Annotated in this window: 15 protein-coding genes; 3 read left to right on the forward strand and 12 right to left on the reverse strand. The window is 37.5% G+C overall.

The annotated features are described in order from the left end of the window. Window positions 1–2 precede the first annotated feature (2 nt). The 10 genes from rpe to pilM form a co-directional block, all read right to left on the reverse strand. A complete protein-coding gene (gene rpe / locus MT391_RS08055; protein ID WP_299663675.1) occupies window positions 3–674 on the reverse strand; it encodes a ribulose-phosphate 3-epimerase in 672 nt (223 codons plus the stop codon). A 124-nt stretch (window positions 675–798) separates the two neighbouring features. Continuing rightward, window positions 799–1,617, reverse strand: coding sequence for a Dam family site-specific DNA-(adenine-N6)-methyltransferase (locus tag MT391_RS08060; protein ID WP_166368860.1), 819 nt, complete (start codon window positions 1,615–1,617; stop codon window positions 799–801). After that, window positions 1,610–3,541, reverse strand: a complete 1,932-nt coding sequence (locus tag MT391_RS08065; protein ID WP_499497487.1) for an AAA family ATPase — start codon at window positions 3,539–3,541, stop codon at window positions 1,610–1,612. The genes MT391_RS08060 and MT391_RS08065 overlap by 8 nt, the downstream gene beginning before the upstream one ends. A gap of 6 nt (window positions 3,542–3,547) precedes the next feature. Then, on the reverse strand, window positions 3,548–4,618 hold the full coding sequence (gene aroB / locus MT391_RS08070; RefSeq protein ID WP_166368864.1) for a 3-dehydroquinate synthase: 1,071 nt from the start codon (window positions 4,616–4,618) through the stop codon (window positions 3,548–3,550). Then, entirely contained in the window at window positions 4,618–5,133 is a 516-nt protein-coding gene (aroK, locus tag MT391_RS08075; RefSeq protein WP_166368866.1) for a shikimate kinase AroK, read from the reverse strand. Before aroK ends, aroB begins: the two co-directional genes overlap by 1 nt. Window positions 5,134–5,286: 153 nt before the next feature. After that, window positions 5,287–7,425, reverse strand: a complete 2,139-nt coding sequence (locus tag MT391_RS08080) for a type IV pilus secretin PilQ (RefSeq protein WP_499497489.1) — start codon at window positions 7,423–7,425, stop codon at window positions 5,287–5,289. A gap of 26 nt (window positions 7,426–7,451) precedes the next feature. Next, complete coding sequence (locus MT391_RS08085; RefSeq protein WP_166368870.1) at window positions 7,452–7,970, reverse strand: pilus assembly protein PilP; 519 nt, start codon at window positions 7,968–7,970, stop codon at window positions 7,452–7,454. Then, the gene (locus MT391_RS08090; RefSeq protein WP_499497491.1) at window positions 7,970–8,539 is read right to left on the reverse strand and encodes a type IV pilus inner membrane component PilO; all 570 of its coding nucleotides are present in this window, start codon (window positions 8,537–8,539) and stop codon (window positions 7,970–7,972) included. Before MT391_RS08090 ends, MT391_RS08085 begins: the two co-directional genes overlap by 1 nt. Then, window positions 8,539–9,093, reverse strand: a complete 555-nt coding sequence (locus tag MT391_RS08095) for a PilN domain-containing protein (protein ID WP_166368872.1) — start codon at window positions 9,091–9,093, stop codon at window positions 8,539–8,541. Before MT391_RS08095 ends, MT391_RS08090 begins: the two co-directional genes overlap by 1 nt. Beyond that, complete coding sequence (gene pilM, locus MT391_RS08100) at window positions 9,093–10,151, reverse strand: type IV pilus assembly protein PilM (protein ID WP_499497493.1); 1,059 nt, start codon at window positions 10,149–10,151, stop codon at window positions 9,093–9,095. The genes MT391_RS08095 and pilM overlap by 1 nt, the downstream gene beginning before the upstream one ends. 206 nt (window positions 10,152–10,357) lie before the next feature. Between pilM and MT391_RS08105 the strand changes: the two genes are divergently transcribed. Further along, window positions 10,358–12,934 carry a penicillin-binding protein 1A gene (locus MT391_RS08105; RefSeq protein ID WP_499497567.1) on the forward strand — a complete coding sequence of 859 codons (2,577 nt, stop codon included), beginning with the start codon at window positions 10,358–10,360 and terminating at the stop codon, window positions 12,932–12,934. Here the strand turns inward: MT391_RS08105 and yrfG are convergent. Next, entirely contained in the window at window positions 12,926–13,597 is a 672-nt protein-coding gene (gene yrfG, locus MT391_RS08110) for a GMP/IMP nucleotidase (protein ID WP_499497495.1), read from the reverse strand. The two genes, MT391_RS08105 and yrfG, sit on opposite strands and share 9 nt — an antisense overlap. Window positions 13,598–13,713: 116 nt before the next feature. Here yrfG and nudE point away from each other — a divergent pair, with 116 nt between their 5' ends. Continuing rightward, on the forward strand, window positions 13,714–14,265 hold the full coding sequence (nudE, locus tag MT391_RS08115; RefSeq protein ID WP_166368878.1) for an ADP compounds hydrolase NudE: 552 nt from the start codon (window positions 13,714–13,716) through the stop codon (window positions 14,263–14,265). A gap of 79 nt (window positions 14,266–14,344) precedes the next feature. On the opposite strand, the gene sthA is transcribed toward nudE, so the two are convergent. After that, window positions 14,345–15,775, reverse strand: coding sequence for a Si-specific NAD(P)(+) transhydrogenase (gene sthA / locus MT391_RS08120; protein WP_499497497.1), 1,431 nt, complete (start codon window positions 15,773–15,775; stop codon window positions 14,345–14,347). Between the two features lie 217 nt (window positions 15,776–15,992). Between sthA and MT391_RS08125 the strand changes: the two genes are divergently transcribed. Next, window positions 15,993–16,352 (forward strand): DUF1422 family protein, encoded by a 360-nt coding sequence (locus MT391_RS08125; RefSeq protein WP_166368882.1) that lies wholly within the window; start codon window positions 15,993–15,995, stop codon window positions 16,350–16,352. Window positions 16,353–16,389: the final 37 nt, after the last annotated feature.

Here is a 16,389-nt window from a genome sequence, read left to right on the forward strand (position 1 = left end):
CACTATTTTGCTTGTGCTAATTGCTCACGCATTTCGTCAATCACAGCTTTATAATCAGGTTGGTTAAAAATAGCTGAACCGGCAACAAACATATCAGCACCCGCTTCTGCGATCTCTTTAATATTGTCAGTTTTAACACCACCATCCACTTGTAAGCGAATATCGCGTCCACTTTGATCGATCAATTTTCGTACTTGACGTAATTTTTCAAGTGTATGGGGAATAAATGATTGTCCGCCAAAACCAGGGTTTACAGACATTAATAACACTACGTCTAATTTATCCATAACATGTGTTAATTCTTCTAAAGAGGTTGCAGGGTTTAATACTAACCCAGCTTTACAACCGTAAGATTTGATAAGTTGTAATGAGCGATCCACATGTTTTGATGCTTCAGGATGGAAAGTGATAATAGAGGCACCCGCTTCAGCAAACTGAACAATCATACTGTCTACTGGTTCAACCATTAGATGAACATCGATAGGTGCTGTGATCCCAAAATCACGTAATGCTTTACATACCATTGGACCGATCGTTAAGTTGGGTACGTAATGGTTGTCCATTACGTCAAAATGCACAACATCTGCACCATCATCAAGTACTTTTTGAACGTCATCACCTAAACGCGCAAAGTCTGCAGATAAAATTGAAGGTGCAATTAAATAATCAGTCATGGTAGTGCTTCCCTAAATAGAAATGAGCTAAATAATGAGTGCATTATTCTACCTAAGGCAGCTCTAACACACTAATTTTTATTTCCTATGTGGCGACTAAATAAGTTATTTTTGAAGTTTGTCTCTAGGATCCATTTTTAGCGGGGAAAAAGGCAAATAACTCTGCAACAGGTTTACGATCTGTAGACTTACTACTGATCGTTCGCGATACAAAAATTTTGTCACAATCAGCCTCTCTGTATAACTCTTGCGTTAACGTCGTATCATGATTACTCAATAATACTGCCGCTTTACTTTCCCGCGCCAATTTTGCTAGTTGAGCTTGATCATCTAAGCTAAAACCTTGCGTTGCATAACTAGTAAAAGAGGCACTTTTACTTAAAGGTACATAGGGAGGATCACAGTACAGCACGTCGCTATCACGTAAATACAAAAAGAGTTTTTGGTAGGGTTTACAGGTAAACGTAGCTTTTTTTGCTTTTTCAGAAAAAAATAATAACTCAGCCTCTGGAAAATAAGGTTGCTTATAACGTCCAAAAGGTACATTAAAACCACCACTTTTATTATAACGACATAAGCCATTGTAACCATGACGATTCATGTATAAGAATAATAATGAACGTAGATATACATCCTGACTGCAATTAAATTTATTTCGTAATTCATAATACACAGCCTCTTGATTATATTCAGGCTGAAAATAGACTTTTGCATCACGAATAAACTGCTTAGGTTTACGCTTAATAATCTTATACATTTCAATGAGATCAGGATTGATATCATTGAGTATATACTCATCATAATCACTGTTTAAAAACACAGAACCTGCACCAACAAAAGGCTCAATTAGGCGCTTTGCTGCAGGTAAGCGAGCATTAATTTGCTCCGTTAATGTGTATTTTCCACCAGCCCACTTTAAAAAAGCTCTATTTTTTTTATTCATTATTTAACCGCAAATCATTGTGTACTACTTGCCATTTTTTAACCCAAGAAGGCATGTTTCTAAATGCATTGGGTAAGTTTTTAGCCGCTAATTGGGCAGACTTTACTGAGTCATAATCACCATAAATAATGACATACCAAGGTTTCGCCTGACGAACTGTCTGATAGATATATATATTTTCCAACGATGAACGATATTGGTTTTGAAATTCAATTAAATATTCACGAGAAGCCATACCTGATAGTTGTAACGTGTAATGACTAGCATCCTTTGCAAACAGAGTATCTGAGTCGGTAAACAAGCTCTCTTGCTTAAAACTTGTGCTGATATTATTGACTGGTTGTACCGCGGTTTCTGCTGCAGCGGTATTTATATTCACTGGTAATTGCTCTGCGATACTTAACGGCAGAGCTTTACTCTCAAGCTCATTGTCGTTGACTAAATCTTCGCTGCTAGCGTCTGCAACTGTTTCAATAGTATCTTGTTTATCTAATACTGTTTCTTGTGCCGTAGTTGCAGTTTGCTCACTGTTTAACAGAGCCTTGGAGTCATTTAGATTATCTGTAATTGTTTCATTTTCAACTAGATTATTTTCGTTATCAACCGGAAGCCTTAACAATAACGGAACTTGTTGTTCATTCTCTGTTTGATTAACTTTACCGGTAGATGCTTCAACGCTAGTTTCAGTGGTAATTGAGGGAGCAGTTAAAGGAGTAGATGAATCATCCTCAAGCAATACTTGTTCATTTACATCGGCATCTTTTGCTTCAATCGCAACGGACAATTCTAATAGTTGTTGTCCAGAAATCACCACTCGCTTCTCTGTTGCATCAGATAAACCCACCTGGCTTTGGTTGTCGATAACATCAAGATCGAGATCTGCCCATGAAGCCGCTAGTTTTTCTGGTCCTTCATTTAGCGGAGCTTGAGTATCTGCAGCAGCAGTTTTTGAGTCTTCATTGTCTTCCTCGCTATCTTCTACAGCATTTACTTCAGAGCTATTGTGCTCTTCGGGCATTCCTTCTACTTCCTTAATTTCTTCTAAGGCAATATAAGTGCTATCAATTGGCGCCTGTGCATTTTCAGCTTCCGAGAGTGATTTGTTGGGAATAAATTTTGGGTATAAGTAAACTGCAATAGCACTCACAATAGCGACTAAAAAAAGCATCAAGGCAATAGCAGGTAATCGTGTTTGAACCCATGAAGTAGTAATAGGCTTTAACAACCCTTGGCTTAAATCATCAGCTAGTTTAATTATTTTTTGTGGATTGCCATTACATAACCTAAGTTGTTGATTTAGTGCGTCTTGATGTTGAAGTTTTGCATGGTAGTCGACTTGTTGAAAGTTATGTTGTAATAATGCATTCGCCTCCTGTGTGTTAAGCACTGGCAGCGTTAATTCAACGTGGTTTAAAAAGTCTTTGGTTCGACTGGCTAGATGTGTATCTATATAGTCTAAATACTGCTCTGTAGCTGCTTGTTCAGTAAGTAACAGGACATTAAGTGTATTGTCTTGGGCAAGGCTGTTATCTGAAAATAGCTCGCATAATTCGGCGATAAAGTCAGTAGGTAAATGATCTGCATTATCAATAATAATGAGTCTATTAAGGGACCGGTTTTCAGCCTGTTGTAAACGTAAAATACTATCCAACAACTTATCTTCTGCATTGAATAATGCTTTATCAAATAATTGAGAAATTATTTGCTGACGCAATTTAGCAGCTGTTGGCTCATTAACCAATGAAACATAAACCTGTTTTAAATCAGTAGGTAATGTATTAGATAAGTTTTCTGTCAGTGTGCTTTTCCCAGCGCCAGCTTCGCCAGACACAAAGATAAGAGAAGAAGATAAGTAAATCAGATGTTGCAGCCTTTCTATCAGCTGCAACTGAGAAGGGAGCGAAATTAATGTCCTTTCGACCATGATTGATTATGATTCTATAACGTCACGAAGAACAACATCACTCACATTATCAAATAATGCACTAGTACCGATTGATGTCGGCAGCACTAAACGTAATTGCCCGTTAAGGACTTTTTTATCCAGTTGCATATGCTCTGCAAAATGTTGGTATTGCATTTCAGGTGGTGCGGCTAATGGTAAATCAAAGGCTTCAATAAGATCAATGATTTGCTCTACTTCTGTATGTTCGATTAAGCCTAAAACATAAGAAGTTTCCGCAGCTAACACCATTCCCACAGCAACAGCTTCACCATGTAACCAGTTGCCATAACCTTGCTCAGCTTCAATGGCATGACCAAAAGTATGGCCAAGATTTAATAGCGCTCGTATACCGTGTTCTTTTTCATCTAAGGCCACTACTTCTGCTTTAATCGCACAACAACGTTTAATCATATAAGTGATGGCTGTTGCATCAAGTGACTTAATCGCTTCAATATTGTTTTCTAACCAAATAAAGAAGTCTTGATCGTAAATAATGCCATATTTAATCACTTCGGCCATGCCCGCCGCAAACTCACGTGCAGGTAGTGTTTTTAAACATTCAATATCAATTACAACAGCTTGTGGTTGATAGAAAGCCCCAATCATGTTTTTACCTAGAGGATGATTAACAGCTGTTTTACCGCCCACAGATGAATCAACTTGTGATAACAAAGTGGTTGGAATTTGTATAAAAGCAATACCACGCTGATAACATGCAGCAGCAAAACCTGCCATATCTCCAATAACACCGCCACCTAATGCAACAATAGTAGTATCTCGAGCATGTTTTTTTGCTAACAGCTCACTTAATATCGTCTCAAATGTGCTCAGATTTTTATATTGCTCGCCATCAGGTAAAATGACTTCATCTATTTGATAATCTTTTAATGTGTTTTTACACGCTTCTAAATAAAGCGGAGCAACCACATCATTAGTCACAATCATGACCTTTTTACCGCTAATAGCACTACTAAACAATGAAGTATCAGCTAATAAGTCTGGTCCAATAGAGATAGGGTAACTACGATCACCTAGATCAACGAGTAATTTTTCCATTAAAAATCCAATAAAGCGATAATTTGACTTGCAACAACTTTTGCACTTTGCTCGTCAGTTTCGATAACATAATCTGCAGCTTCTTCATACAGTGTGTTGCGATTTTCTGCCAATGTTTCCAGTACTGATTGAGGATCATCTGTTTGTAAAAGAGGTCTACGTTTATCTTTTAACGTTCTTGCTAACTGTTTTTGCACGCTTGTTTTTAAATAAACGACAATGCCACGAGCAGATAGGTGAGTTCTGTTTTCTTGACGAATAACCGCTCCACCGCCTGTCGCTAAAACAATGCCATGCTTTTTAGTTAGTTCATCTAACATTTCTTGCTCGCGGTTTCTAAAACCTTCTTCACCTTCCACGTCAAATACCCAGGCAATATCTGCGCCGGTTTTACGTTCAATTTCACTATCTGAATCAAGAAAGTCTAAGTGCAGCATTTGTGCTAGTTGACGGCCAATTGTGCTTTTACCAGCCCCCATTGGGCCAATTAGAAATATATTACGCTGTTCTGCCATGTTGAATGTTTACTCAAGTGGTTGATTACTGGGAAGCCCCTTAAAAATTAAAGAGAAGTGCCTTATTATCGCAATTGTTAATAAGGTATTGCAAGCCATAAAAAAATAAGCCTGAAGATAAACCTCAGGCTGATAGTAAATATCGGTATCTAATTAATATTTTGTTTGCATTACAATACGCGGTGTAACAAAAATTAATAACTCAGCTTTCTTATTATCCTGGCTAGTGCTTCTAAAGAAATAACCTAAGTAAGGAATATCTCCTAAAAAAGGAACTTTCTTAGTCGAAGATGTAACTTCTTGCTGGTAAATACCTCCCAATACTAAGGTTTCCCCATTATCAACTAATACCTGAGTTGCAATTTCTTGGGTGTTGATTGAAACGACTTCACCTGTACCCGTAGAGATAGTGTCCCCAACAGAGTCTTGAGTGATCACCAAATCCAAGATGAGTTTATTATCGGGTGTAATTTGTGGCGTCACTTCTAAGCTGAGTACCGCTTTTTTGAAGCTCACCGAGGTAGCGCCTGACGACGATGATTCCACATAAGGCACTTCGGTACCCTGTTCAATATAAGCCGTTTGTTGATTTAACGTGGTAATACGTGGACTAGCAATGATTTCCGCTTTATTTTCTTGCTCTAATGCTGATAGCTCTAAATCCAAAATATCGCCATTTGCAAACCTAGCGACTTGAAACGCAATAGAACCGGCAACCGATGCTGAAGGCAGATTAACGTTTAAACGATCATTAACATCACCCGTTGTGCCTCCTTCAATACCAGCAATAGTTCCTGAAGTAGATAGCGTAGTACTAGATGAAGGATCCGTTGCATTGCCTGAAACTCCCCATTGAATACCTAAATCTTCCCCTACGGAATCACTCACGGTGACCATGCGCGCTTCGATAACAACTTGGCGCACAGCAATATCCAATACTTCAACCATTTCTTTGACTGAATCAATCACGGATGCAGTATCTTTAATTAATAACGTATTGGTACGTGCATCAATACTGACATTACCACGTTCAGAAAGCAGGCTTGCGCTATTGCCCGATAACATAGCCGCGATATCCGATGCTTTTGCATAATTAATTTGAATAAATTCTGAATATAAAGGAGCTAAATCTTCTACTTGTTTATTAGTTTCTAGTTGTTCACGCTCTTTAGCGGCTAATTCAGTGGCAGGTGCGATCATCAGCACGTTACCGTCCATGCGTTTACCTAAACCTCTTACTTTTAAGATGATGTCTAAAGCTTGCTCCCAAGGAACGTCATCAAGACGTAATGTGATATTACCGCTTACAGAGTCCGTGATCACCAAGTTAAGGCCATTAAAGTCAGCAATCAACTGTAATACCGTACGTACAGGAATATCTTGGAAGTTAAGCGAAATAGCTTTTCCTTCGTAAACGGTTTCTTTTTTATCTTTTGGTTTTTCAGATACTTCAATCATAAATAATGTATCTAACTGATCGTAGCGGTAGTTGTACTCGTCTTTGATATTAAAAACAAACCGTGTTTTACCGTCTTCTCTGAAGGTTTCGACCTTCTCTACGATTGTAGAGAAATCAACCACATCCATTATGTATAATAATTCGTTAGGAATATAAGTACTTTGAAACTCTGCAATTAACTGTTGATCACGGCGTCTAATATCCACAGCAACACTTGAGTTATCTAAATAAACAAACAGTTTACCTTGACCTTCTGAACCACGTTTAAAATCGATATCTGAAATAGTGTTAACATAACCCTTAGGTTTCTCAACTGCTACTGTGGCTGACTTTTCTTTAGCAGATTTAGTGACAGTATTTTGCGAGGTTTGAACACCTGTATTTTGTAAAATCGCAGCAGCAATGCTTGCTTCTGATTGCGTTGTGATCGATTTTTGTACCGCATCACCAAAACGAACCGTCAAATAATTCCCCTGTTGAAAAATACGATATGGTAATAATCCTTCAAGGTTAATCACTAAACGTAGGCCGCCTGAGGTTCGACTAGTTTCAACATCATTGATACCGTTTTTATTGATAGCGACAGGATTCTTCTCAAGCACTGAACTCGCATTTTTAATATCAATAACCAATTTATTTGGGCGATAATGAAGCTTATCTACGTAGTTATTAATCAACGCATTAAACCCAAATTTTAGTTCTAACCTGCCATCAGTCATCGGGTTGACATCAAGCTTATTAAGTTGTGGCTCGGCAGCCGCAATAGAAGACAACAAAAACAATGTAAGTCCAATACATGACAGCATTGTTTGTTTAATATTTCTAAATTTCATGATTTAAATTTCATCCCTGATTAAATTCATTCTGACTGTAAAGTAAGCTGAGTAATACGTTCTTGCCAACAACCGCTGCTATCTGATGCTAGCTCTAATAAATCAATTTGTGAGGAGGTCACTTTTAATACTTTCCCATGATTTAATCCTAAATAATATCCAGGTTTAACTCTATGTATTTCATTGCCTGAAACTTGTACCAATGCCCACAGTTGATCATTAATCTCTAAGGTCCCTCGCATTCTCATATTGCTAAGAGAGAACATTTCTAATGCCTCTTTCTTGCGCTCAAAGTTAGGTTGAGGACAACTTTTAGGTGTATTTCTGACTTCTGTAGCAACTTCAGCTTGAGGCTGAGAAAAAGGGCTTCTGGCTTCTTCCTGAGTGTAAGTCAGCGTATCAATTTTTTTCAACACTGGAATGTCATCATTTAGCGGATAGACTTTAGATTTGCTATCAGCAACAAACACCTCTAGATCATCAACCTGTACATCAACACAAGCAAACAAAGAAAAGCTCATTAATAAAGGTAATAATTTTTTCACTAAGGCTCCTCTTTATAACGATAGCTTTTAGCAACTATCTCTAACAGTAGAGTATTTTTATCATTATGTTTTAAACGCAAGTTATCCAATATCACAATACGAGGAAGTGCTGCAATATCCGCTGAAAATTTACCTAATTGTTCATAAGTACCTACCACTTTAATACTAATCGGCACTTCTTCAGCAAGCTCTAATTGCTTTTTAACTCCCCAATTTAAACTATTAAATTGAAGACCATTATTGGAACCAATAAAGCTAATATCATCTAACAAGCTTGCAAGTTCTTTTTTACTCGGTAGCTTATTCACTAAGCCATCCAAAATCACTTCGATCTCTTTCATTTGTTCGCGATAGGCTTCAAGATTTGAAGAAATCGCCGCTTTAACAGTAAATTCTTTTTTAAGTGCAATTTCTTTTGCTTCTACTTGTGCCAATTTTTTTAGTTGATCATCAATGACGTAATAATAGAAGCCACCAACGAAAAGAATACAAACGATTAAAATGGTAATTGCTTTATGTAGATTAGGCCAACTGCCGATAGTTTCTAAATCCAACTCATTAATATTCATTATTTTAATCCTTTTTCAGGAAGAACAATAAAATTCATGGCAAACTTATAAAGCTTAATCGGTTTATCAGGACCACTAACAATAGAAGGCAATGATGCATCGCCTAACCAACCAGAATTATCAACATTTCGGACCATATTGCTAACTCGACCATTAGACTCAGTAAGACCTTTCACATCGATACGTCCATCTTTAAAGGTCACTGAATCAACATAAACACCCGCGGGAGTCACTACGGGCAAGGTATTAAAAAAACGCGTGATCAAATTACGACGCTCCTCCAATTCTTGAATCAAATTAATACGTCGCACTAATTCTGCTTTTTCTTTTTTAATGTTACGTATTTCTGCAATACGGCGATCTAAAATAATTGTCTGAGTTTGTAAAAATTGGTTACGTGAATTCTGTGCTCCAATTAACTCATCAACATATATTTTACCTAAATAACATATACTTAATGTAACTAGACAACACATGCCTAGCAATACAAAGAAGGCTATTTTTTTCTTCCTTTTGTACTCTTCACGCCAGGGTAATAAGTTTATATTTGACACTATATAACTCCTCTTAATGCCAAACCTAGCGCCATCATATACTTACTACCTGATTGCGTTAATGCTCCTTTATCAGCCTTGTTTTTGAATTCAAAACCTAGATAAGGATCTGCAACTTCCACTTCAATATCTAATTCAGCTCTTAACTGCTCGACTAACTCAGGCATTAACACACCTCCTCCAGTTAATATTAACTTAGTAATAGCAACGTTATTAGGAGAGTTAGTAAACATACGCAAATCAAAGCGAAGGTGATTGACCGTCATACTCACAAACGGAGCGATGACATCAGATTGGCAATCGACGGGTAAATCATTTTCTAATTTTGCTTTTTCTGCATCCTGAAATGAAAGTGTATAACGATCCGCAATCATTTGGGTACACACTGCACCACCATGATTTTTGTTACGAGTAAAAATAACATTACCTTGGTATAAAACACTCAACATCATTTGTGAGGTACCAATATCTACGACAGCAATACCATGATTATAATCTTCAGGAGTAAATACTAATTCAGAGGCTCGAGCAAGAGCATGGCTTGCCACATCAACAATAGTAGTAGTTAAGCCGCTTTCATCAACACACTGTGCCTGTGATAAAACACGCTCTTTTCGAGCTGCACTGACCAGAATATCATTTAAAGCACTATCCGCTTCATTAGGTCCCATTATTTCAAAATCTATAAATATTTCATCTAATGGGAAAGGAATAATGGTTTCTGCTTCTAATTCAATACGCGCTTCTAAATCTAATTCATTTAAATCGGAACTCATGGTTATAACTTTTGTCATAACATCTGCGCCCATTACTGCAATGGCTGCATTTTTATAATTACTAGGAAAGGATTTTCTTAAACGTTTAATAATTAAGGTTACTTTATCAATATCTTCTAAGCGGTTATCAACAATCAATCCTTTTGGGACAGCAGCTTCTGCGGCACCATCAATTTGATAGGTTCCTTGCCCCTTAGAGAGTGCGATAGCTTTGATTGAATGTGAGCCAAAATCAATGCCAATGACACCGCTAGGACCTAGTCTTTTAAATCCAGAGAACATAACTTCCTTGCTGCAGTAAGTGCTAATAAAATAGTTAATTGAAATAAAATATGAGCTTGAGTCTCAATTAGATAACGTTCAAATTGAATAAGTCTCAGTTCCCTCTTTAACTCATGATTTATAACTATATACTACATATCCAATATATCTAATATTAAATAAAAAAAGTGACATGCTCACAACATAGATGGAATGATTCGAATATGATGAAATGGATAAAGCGACTTTTCATAGTAGCTATTTTCTTGGGTGTTATAGGTGTTGCTGCGATAACATTTATCTACTTCCAACTAAAAGCAGATTTACCAGATGTAACAAGTATTCAAGAAATCCCTTTGCAAGTACCAATGAAAGTACTCAGCAAAGACGGTGAACTGATCTCTCAATTTGGTGAGAAAAGACGTATCCCGTTAATACGTAAAGAGATACCAGATCAACTTGTTAATGCCTTTATTGCCACCGAAGATAGTCGTTTTTATCAACATATTGGTATGGATCCGATTGGTATCATGCGTGCAGCTAGTGTTTATATATTATCTGGCAGCGCAAAGCAGGGGGCGAGTACAATCACCCAGCAAGTGGCACGAAACTTTTTCTTAACCAATGAAAAAACTATTTTGCGTAAAGTCCGTGAAATATTCCTTGCCATACAGATAGAACAAATATTAACCAAAGATGAAATTTTAATGCTATATCTCAATAAGATAGCATTAGGACATCGTTCATTTGGTGTGGGCGCAGCTGCCCAAGTTTATTTTGGTAAAACAGTTTCAGAATTAACGCTTTCTGAGATGGCTGTATTAGCAGGCCTTCCCAAGGCGCCTTCACGTTTAAACCCTATCTATTCAGTTGAAAACGCAACGGAACGTCGCAACATTGTTTTACTGCGTATGTTAGATGAAAACTATATTACTCAAGAAGAGTATCAAAGTGCACGTGATGAAGTTGTTTTAAGCCGCTACCATGGTGCAGAAATTACGCTATCAGCACACTACGTTGCTGAAATTGCACGTAATAAATTAATTGAGTTATACGGAGAAGAGCGAAGCTATAACGAAGGCTTCAATGTATACACCACGATCACTAAAAAAACACAGCAAGCCGCAAATAAAGCAGTCATGGAAAACCTGCATAATTACGACATGCGCCATGGTTACCGTGGTGCAACTAAGGTGTTATGGACTGAAGATGAAACTCCGTGGACAACAGAAAAGATAGAGGAAGCACTAGCACAAGAAGCCAGCGATGTTGATTTAAAACCAGCGGTAGTCGTTGCTGTTAATGACAAAAGTATTGATGTCATCATCAAAGGTGATAAGGAAAAAGTATCAACCATTGATTGGGACGGTTTAAGTTGGGCTCGCTCATTTAGATCCGATTCAAGACAGGGTAATCCTCCCAAAAAAGCAAAAGACATTGTCAGCGTAGGTGAGCAAATTTTGACTCGAGAAGTCGATATTGAAGTCAAAGACAAAAAACAAACGACTTCCGTGAAACAATTACAACTATCACAATACCCTGCAGTGAGTGCTGCCTTTGTTTCGCTAAACCCTCAAGATGGCGCAATTACATCACTAGTCGGCGGTTTTAGTTTTGCGCAAAGTAAATTTAATCGTGCGCTTCAGGCTAAACGTCAGGTTGGTTCTAATATCAAACCATTTATTTACTCTGCCGCCCTTGATAACGGCTACACCTTAGCGACTTTAGTAAATGACACACCAATTAATGAATGGAGTGGAAATGAAGCTTGGCGTCCAAAAAATTCACCAAATATTTATTTAGGTCCCATTAGATTGCGTCGAGCATTAGGACAATCAAAAAACGTTGTATCAGTTCGATTAGTGCAAGACTTAGGTATTGATAAAATTATTGATCAACTCACTAAATTTGGCTTTAAACCAGAAGACATGCCAAGAAGTAACTCTATTGCACTGGGATCAGCATCAATGACACCGTTAGAATTAGCTACGGGTTATGCAATCATTGCTAATGGCGGATACAAGATTGAACCTTATGTGATTGAACGTATTGAAGATGCATACGGCACTGTTTTATACCAAGCAGAACCTAAAATTGTTTGTCCAGAATGCATTAAAACATACCAAGGTAAAGCAGAAAAAACAGATCCCTTAGCGATTGAAACAATGATAGACGGTGATGCTAAGGTGTGTGTTATTGCGGCAGTCGATGAAACACAAATAGCACCTTCAGCGATCTCTCCTGCTACTGCATTTTTAACCCGTGAACTATTGCGTACCGCAGTTTGGGGTGGTGGCGACTGGGCGCATAAGACTCGTTGGAATGGCACCGGGGCACGAGCAGGAAAAGCAGTTAAGCGCCAAGATATGGGCGGCAAAACAGGTACCACCAATGACTCCAAAGATGCTTGGTTCTCTGGCTTTGTTGGTAATAGTGTTGCCACTTCATGGGTTGGTTTCGATGACTTTAATCGTGAATTAGGTCGTGCAGCTTACAATAGCAACTTAGGTAAAAGTCAATCTTCAGGCGGTGAGTATGGATCAAGCACTGCCTTGCCAGCCTGGAATGCATTTATGGTTGAAACCATGGCAGGAGAGCCAACTTTTTCACCTCCACGACCAGATAATATTGTTAACGCGCGAATAGATAGAGCAACAGGGTTCCTATCGACGGTCACTGATCACACAACACTGATTGAATACTTTAAATCAGGCACAGTGCCTATTTACTATGCACCTGAGCAAAGTAATTACAATCAAAGTAGTGACTCTTCAACAGAAGGATATGATGAAGAGCTATTTTAATAGCTGATAGTGAGGTTGAAAAAACTCCTGAAATTCAGTAATAGTTGAAAAGCTTTGCATCGCTTGTGCGGGCTTTTCACTATCCGGTTTGTTAATACCGACTAGATATTCAACACCAGCAGACTGAGCAGCAACTAAAATTTTCTCGCTATCATCAATAAAAATGGAGCGAGAAAAGTCTGTATTGAGTTGCTTCTTTACTGCTTCCCAAAAAAATGCACTTTCTTTTTCATGGCCGATTTCATGGCTAGAAATAGCGAGGTCAACATGAGACAACAGTTGCGTTTGTTGATCTTTCAGCGCAATACCACTTGGATGAGCATTGGTTAAGATAACAATTTTCTTACCTAATTTTTTTAACTTTTTCAAAAACCAAAGCGTATCTTCTCGCCATTTAATCTTATGCTTATTAGCATGTTGTAAATGATGGATATCCAAGCCTAAGGTTTCAGTCCAATAATCATAGCTGTACCAAGATAACGTTCCCCACACGGCTTTGTATTGGTCAAAAACATAAGTAGTGGCTTGTTCAATAGATAAACGATGCAATAATGCATATTGGCTGGGTACAAACTCTAGCCAAAAGTGAGAGTCATAATGTAAATCTAATAATGTACCATCCATGTCTAGTAAGACTAAATCTACATCTTTCTCTAAAAACATATTATTCCTAATGCAGTGTACTCAAAGTAAAATAGATTAAATGAATACAGTATCGTAAATAAGATAAGCATTGTAAGATAACATTTATATTAACTAATGATAGTCATGGGGTCTCTATGAGCAATTCTTTACCAACCTTACCTGAAATATTACATAAAAGTGTTGTCGCTTGTAGTCGATTTTTCAAGATAGAAACATTACAGCTTAAATTTAGTAATGGTGAACAGCGTGAGTTCGAACGTATGAAGGGAGGTAATCAAGGAGCCGTATTAGTGGTGCCTTTTTATGATAAAGATACCTTGCTGTTAATACGAGAATATGCGGCTGGAACACATAGCTACGAGCTAGGTTTCCCAAAAGGCTTGATTGACCCAGGCGAAAGCGATCTAGAAGCTGCGAATAGAGAATTAAAAGAAGAGGTCGGCTTTGGGGCTAAAAATTTCACTGCATTGAAAAAAGTAGTGATGGCTCCTAGCTACTTTAGTAGTACGATGACTTTATTTATGGCTGAAAATTTATATCCTGAAAGTTTACCAGGTGATGAGCCTGAGCCTTTAGAAGTGATAAAATGGCCAATCGCCAAAGCAGATGAATTATTAGCACGGGATGATTTTCAAGAAGCGCGTAGCATTAGTGCGTTATTGCTAGTGATGAAAAACCATCGTTAACTTAATCACCATATATAGTTTCAAAAAAGTACTAATTCGTGAGTAGTAAAATATAACTACTCACACTTTTCTTTCCCTTTTAAAACAATCGATTCAAACCGTTTAATGCTGCAACTCGATACGCTTCAGCCATGGTTGGATAATTGAACGTCGTATTAGCAAAATATTCAATCGTATTACCAGGGCCTTCTTGCTCCATAATAGCTTGACCGATATGAATAATCTCTGCAGCTCGCTCACCAAAACAATGAATACCTAATATTTCTTTAGTATCGCGATGAAATAGGATCTTCAAACTACCCACATCTGAACCAAGAATCTGAGAGCGGGCTAAATCTTTGAATTGTGCGCGCCCTACTTCATAAGGCACTTTTTGTTGCGTCAAAATTTGTTCTGTTTTACCCACTGAACTGATTTCAGGAATAGTATAAATACCAGTAGGAATATCTTTGATCAGTTTTCTTTTTCCTTCACGGGTAATAATTAAATTAGCCGCTATTCGACCTTGATCATAAGCTGCACTGGCTAAACTAGGGTAACCAATAACATCACCTACAGCATAAATATTATCCACAGATGTTTGATAGTTTTCATTAATAGCTAGTTGCCCACGACCATCTGGTTTTAAACCAATTGCTTCTAAGTTTAATAGGTCAGTATTACCTGTACGCCCATTTGCATAGAGTAAGCAGTCTGCCTTCATTTTTTTACCTGATTTAAAATGAATAACGACCCCTTCTGAAGAATGTTCAACTTTTTGATATTCCTCATCATGACGTAAAATCATGCCAGAATTTCTGAAGTGATAAGACAATGCATCTGACATTTCAGCATCTAAAAACGATAACAACCTATCCCGAGTGTTAACCAAGTCAGTTTTAACACCCAACCCTCTAAAAATAGAAGCATATTCACAGCCAATAACACCTGCGCCATAAATGACAATATGTTGTGGTTGATAATCTAGAGAAAGAATTGTGTCACTGTCATAAACATTCGGAGAATTAAAGTCGATATCAGCAGGATGATATGGTCGAGATCCAGTCGCGATAATAATATCTTGTGCTGTGATCGTTTCTAGGGAGCCATCTACACTTTTAATTCGAATCGAATGATTATCAATAAAAGATGCTTCACCAAAATGTAAAGTGCAATTATTACGATTATAGAAACTACTACGCATTTTAACTTGTTTACTGATCACTTGTTCCGTATGACGTAATACATCAGCAAAAGTAAATGACTGTTTTTGAGGATAATTATTTGTAAATAAGGCGTTGTTTTTAAGCTCAATCAGCTGTGTAACACTATGGCGAAGTGCTTTTGATGGTATGGTTCCCCAGTGTGTACACCCCCCACCTATATCACGATATTTTTCAATCACAGCGACACGTTTACCAGCTTTAGCAAGCTTCATCGCTGAGCCTTCTCCGCCTGGTCCGGTGCCAATAACAATTGCATCATAATCATAACTTACAGGTACTTTTTTTGGATTTTTTGGTGTAGACATGACTCAACCTTCAGTGATAAATAATAGTGATATTAACAATCTAACAGTATTTGTCACACATTCCTGTAACAAAGCGTGCTCTCTAAGGGTATTAAACATACATTATAAATATGAAAATATCTTTAACTTCTCACATCGTTACAAAAAAGGAGAAATAGAGGTTAGTTCATGTTATTTTTAGGTTTTAAATTTAAATTAATAGATAGGAGTTAGTGTAATGCAAGATAGTAATATCTCAGTAAAATGGTTAATTCATGCTTTTTTAATAGGGTTGTCCATTAACGCATGTTTTTCTATTTTAACAATCTCACAAATAACATTTTCACTGTTTCCATTTTTTACGCTGTACTTTGCAACGAGCCGCTTTTACCAGCTGTATATTAGTGAAGCAGATAATGAAGCCAGTGTTCGTCCGGCATGGGCAGCCTTTTTTATTGGTTTATTCTCCTACGCAGCTTTTATTGGAGCATTACACCCAGAACTAGGATCAAATTTCATCTCCATCACTATTACTTTAATTCTAGCTATCTGGTTAATGTATAAAATGATGTTTGGTGATAAGCATTACCCTGCATAAGGACAATACTGATAGTAAATTTTAAATTAACCTAACT

The organism is Vibrio sp. 1-Bac 57, assembly GCF_037546855.1.
Taxonomy (GTDB): domain Bacteria; phylum Pseudomonadota; class Gammaproteobacteria; order Enterobacterales; family Psychromonadaceae; genus Psychromonas.

Bases quoted from the DNA above. Each gene is read 5' to 3' on its own strand.
- rpe (WP_299663675.1), bottom strand. From the start codon at position 674: ATGACTGATTATTTAATTGCACCTTCAATTTTATCTGCAGACTTTGCG.
- MT391_RS08060 (WP_166368860.1), bottom strand. From the start codon at position 1,617: ATGAATAAAAAAAATAGAGCTTTTTTAAAGTGGGCTGGTGGAAAATAC.
- MT391_RS08065 (WP_499497487.1), bottom strand. From the start codon at position 3,541: ATGGTCGAAAGGACATTAATTTCGCTCCCTTCTCAGTTGCAGCTGATA.
- aroB (WP_166368864.1), bottom strand. From the start codon at position 4,618: ATGGAAAAATTACTCGTTGATCTAGGTGATCGTAGTTACCCTATCTCT.
- aroK (WP_166368866.1), bottom strand. From the start codon at position 5,133: ATGGCAGAACAGCGTAATATATTTCTAATTGGCCCAATGGGGGCTGGT.
- MT391_RS08080 (WP_499497489.1), bottom strand. From the start codon at position 7,425: ATGAAATTTAGAAATATTAAACAAACAATGCTGTCATGTATTGGACTT.
- MT391_RS08090 (WP_499497491.1), bottom strand. From the start codon at position 8,539: ATGAATATTAATGAGTTGGATTTAGAAACTATCGGCAGTTGGCCTAAT.
- pilM (WP_499497493.1), bottom strand. From the start codon at position 10,151: ATGTTCTCTGGATTTAAAAGACTAGGTCCTAGCGGTGTCATTGGCATT.
- MT391_RS08105 (WP_499497567.1), top strand. From the start codon at position 10,358: ATGAAATGGATAAAGCGACTTTTCATAGTAGCTATTTTCTTGGGTGTT.
- yrfG (WP_499497495.1), bottom strand. From the start codon at position 13,597: ATGTTTTTAGAGAAAGATGTAGATTTAGTCTTACTAGACATGGATGGT.
- nudE (WP_166368878.1), top strand. From the start codon at position 13,714: ATGAGCAATTCTTTACCAACCTTACCTGAAATATTACATAAAAGTGTT.
- sthA (WP_499497497.1), bottom strand. From the start codon at position 15,775: ATGTCTACACCAAAAAATCCAAAAAAAGTACCTGTAAGTTATGATTAT.
- MT391_RS08125 (WP_166368882.1), top strand. From the start codon at position 15,993: ATGCAAGATAGTAATATCTCAGTAAAATGGTTAATTCATGCTTTTTTA.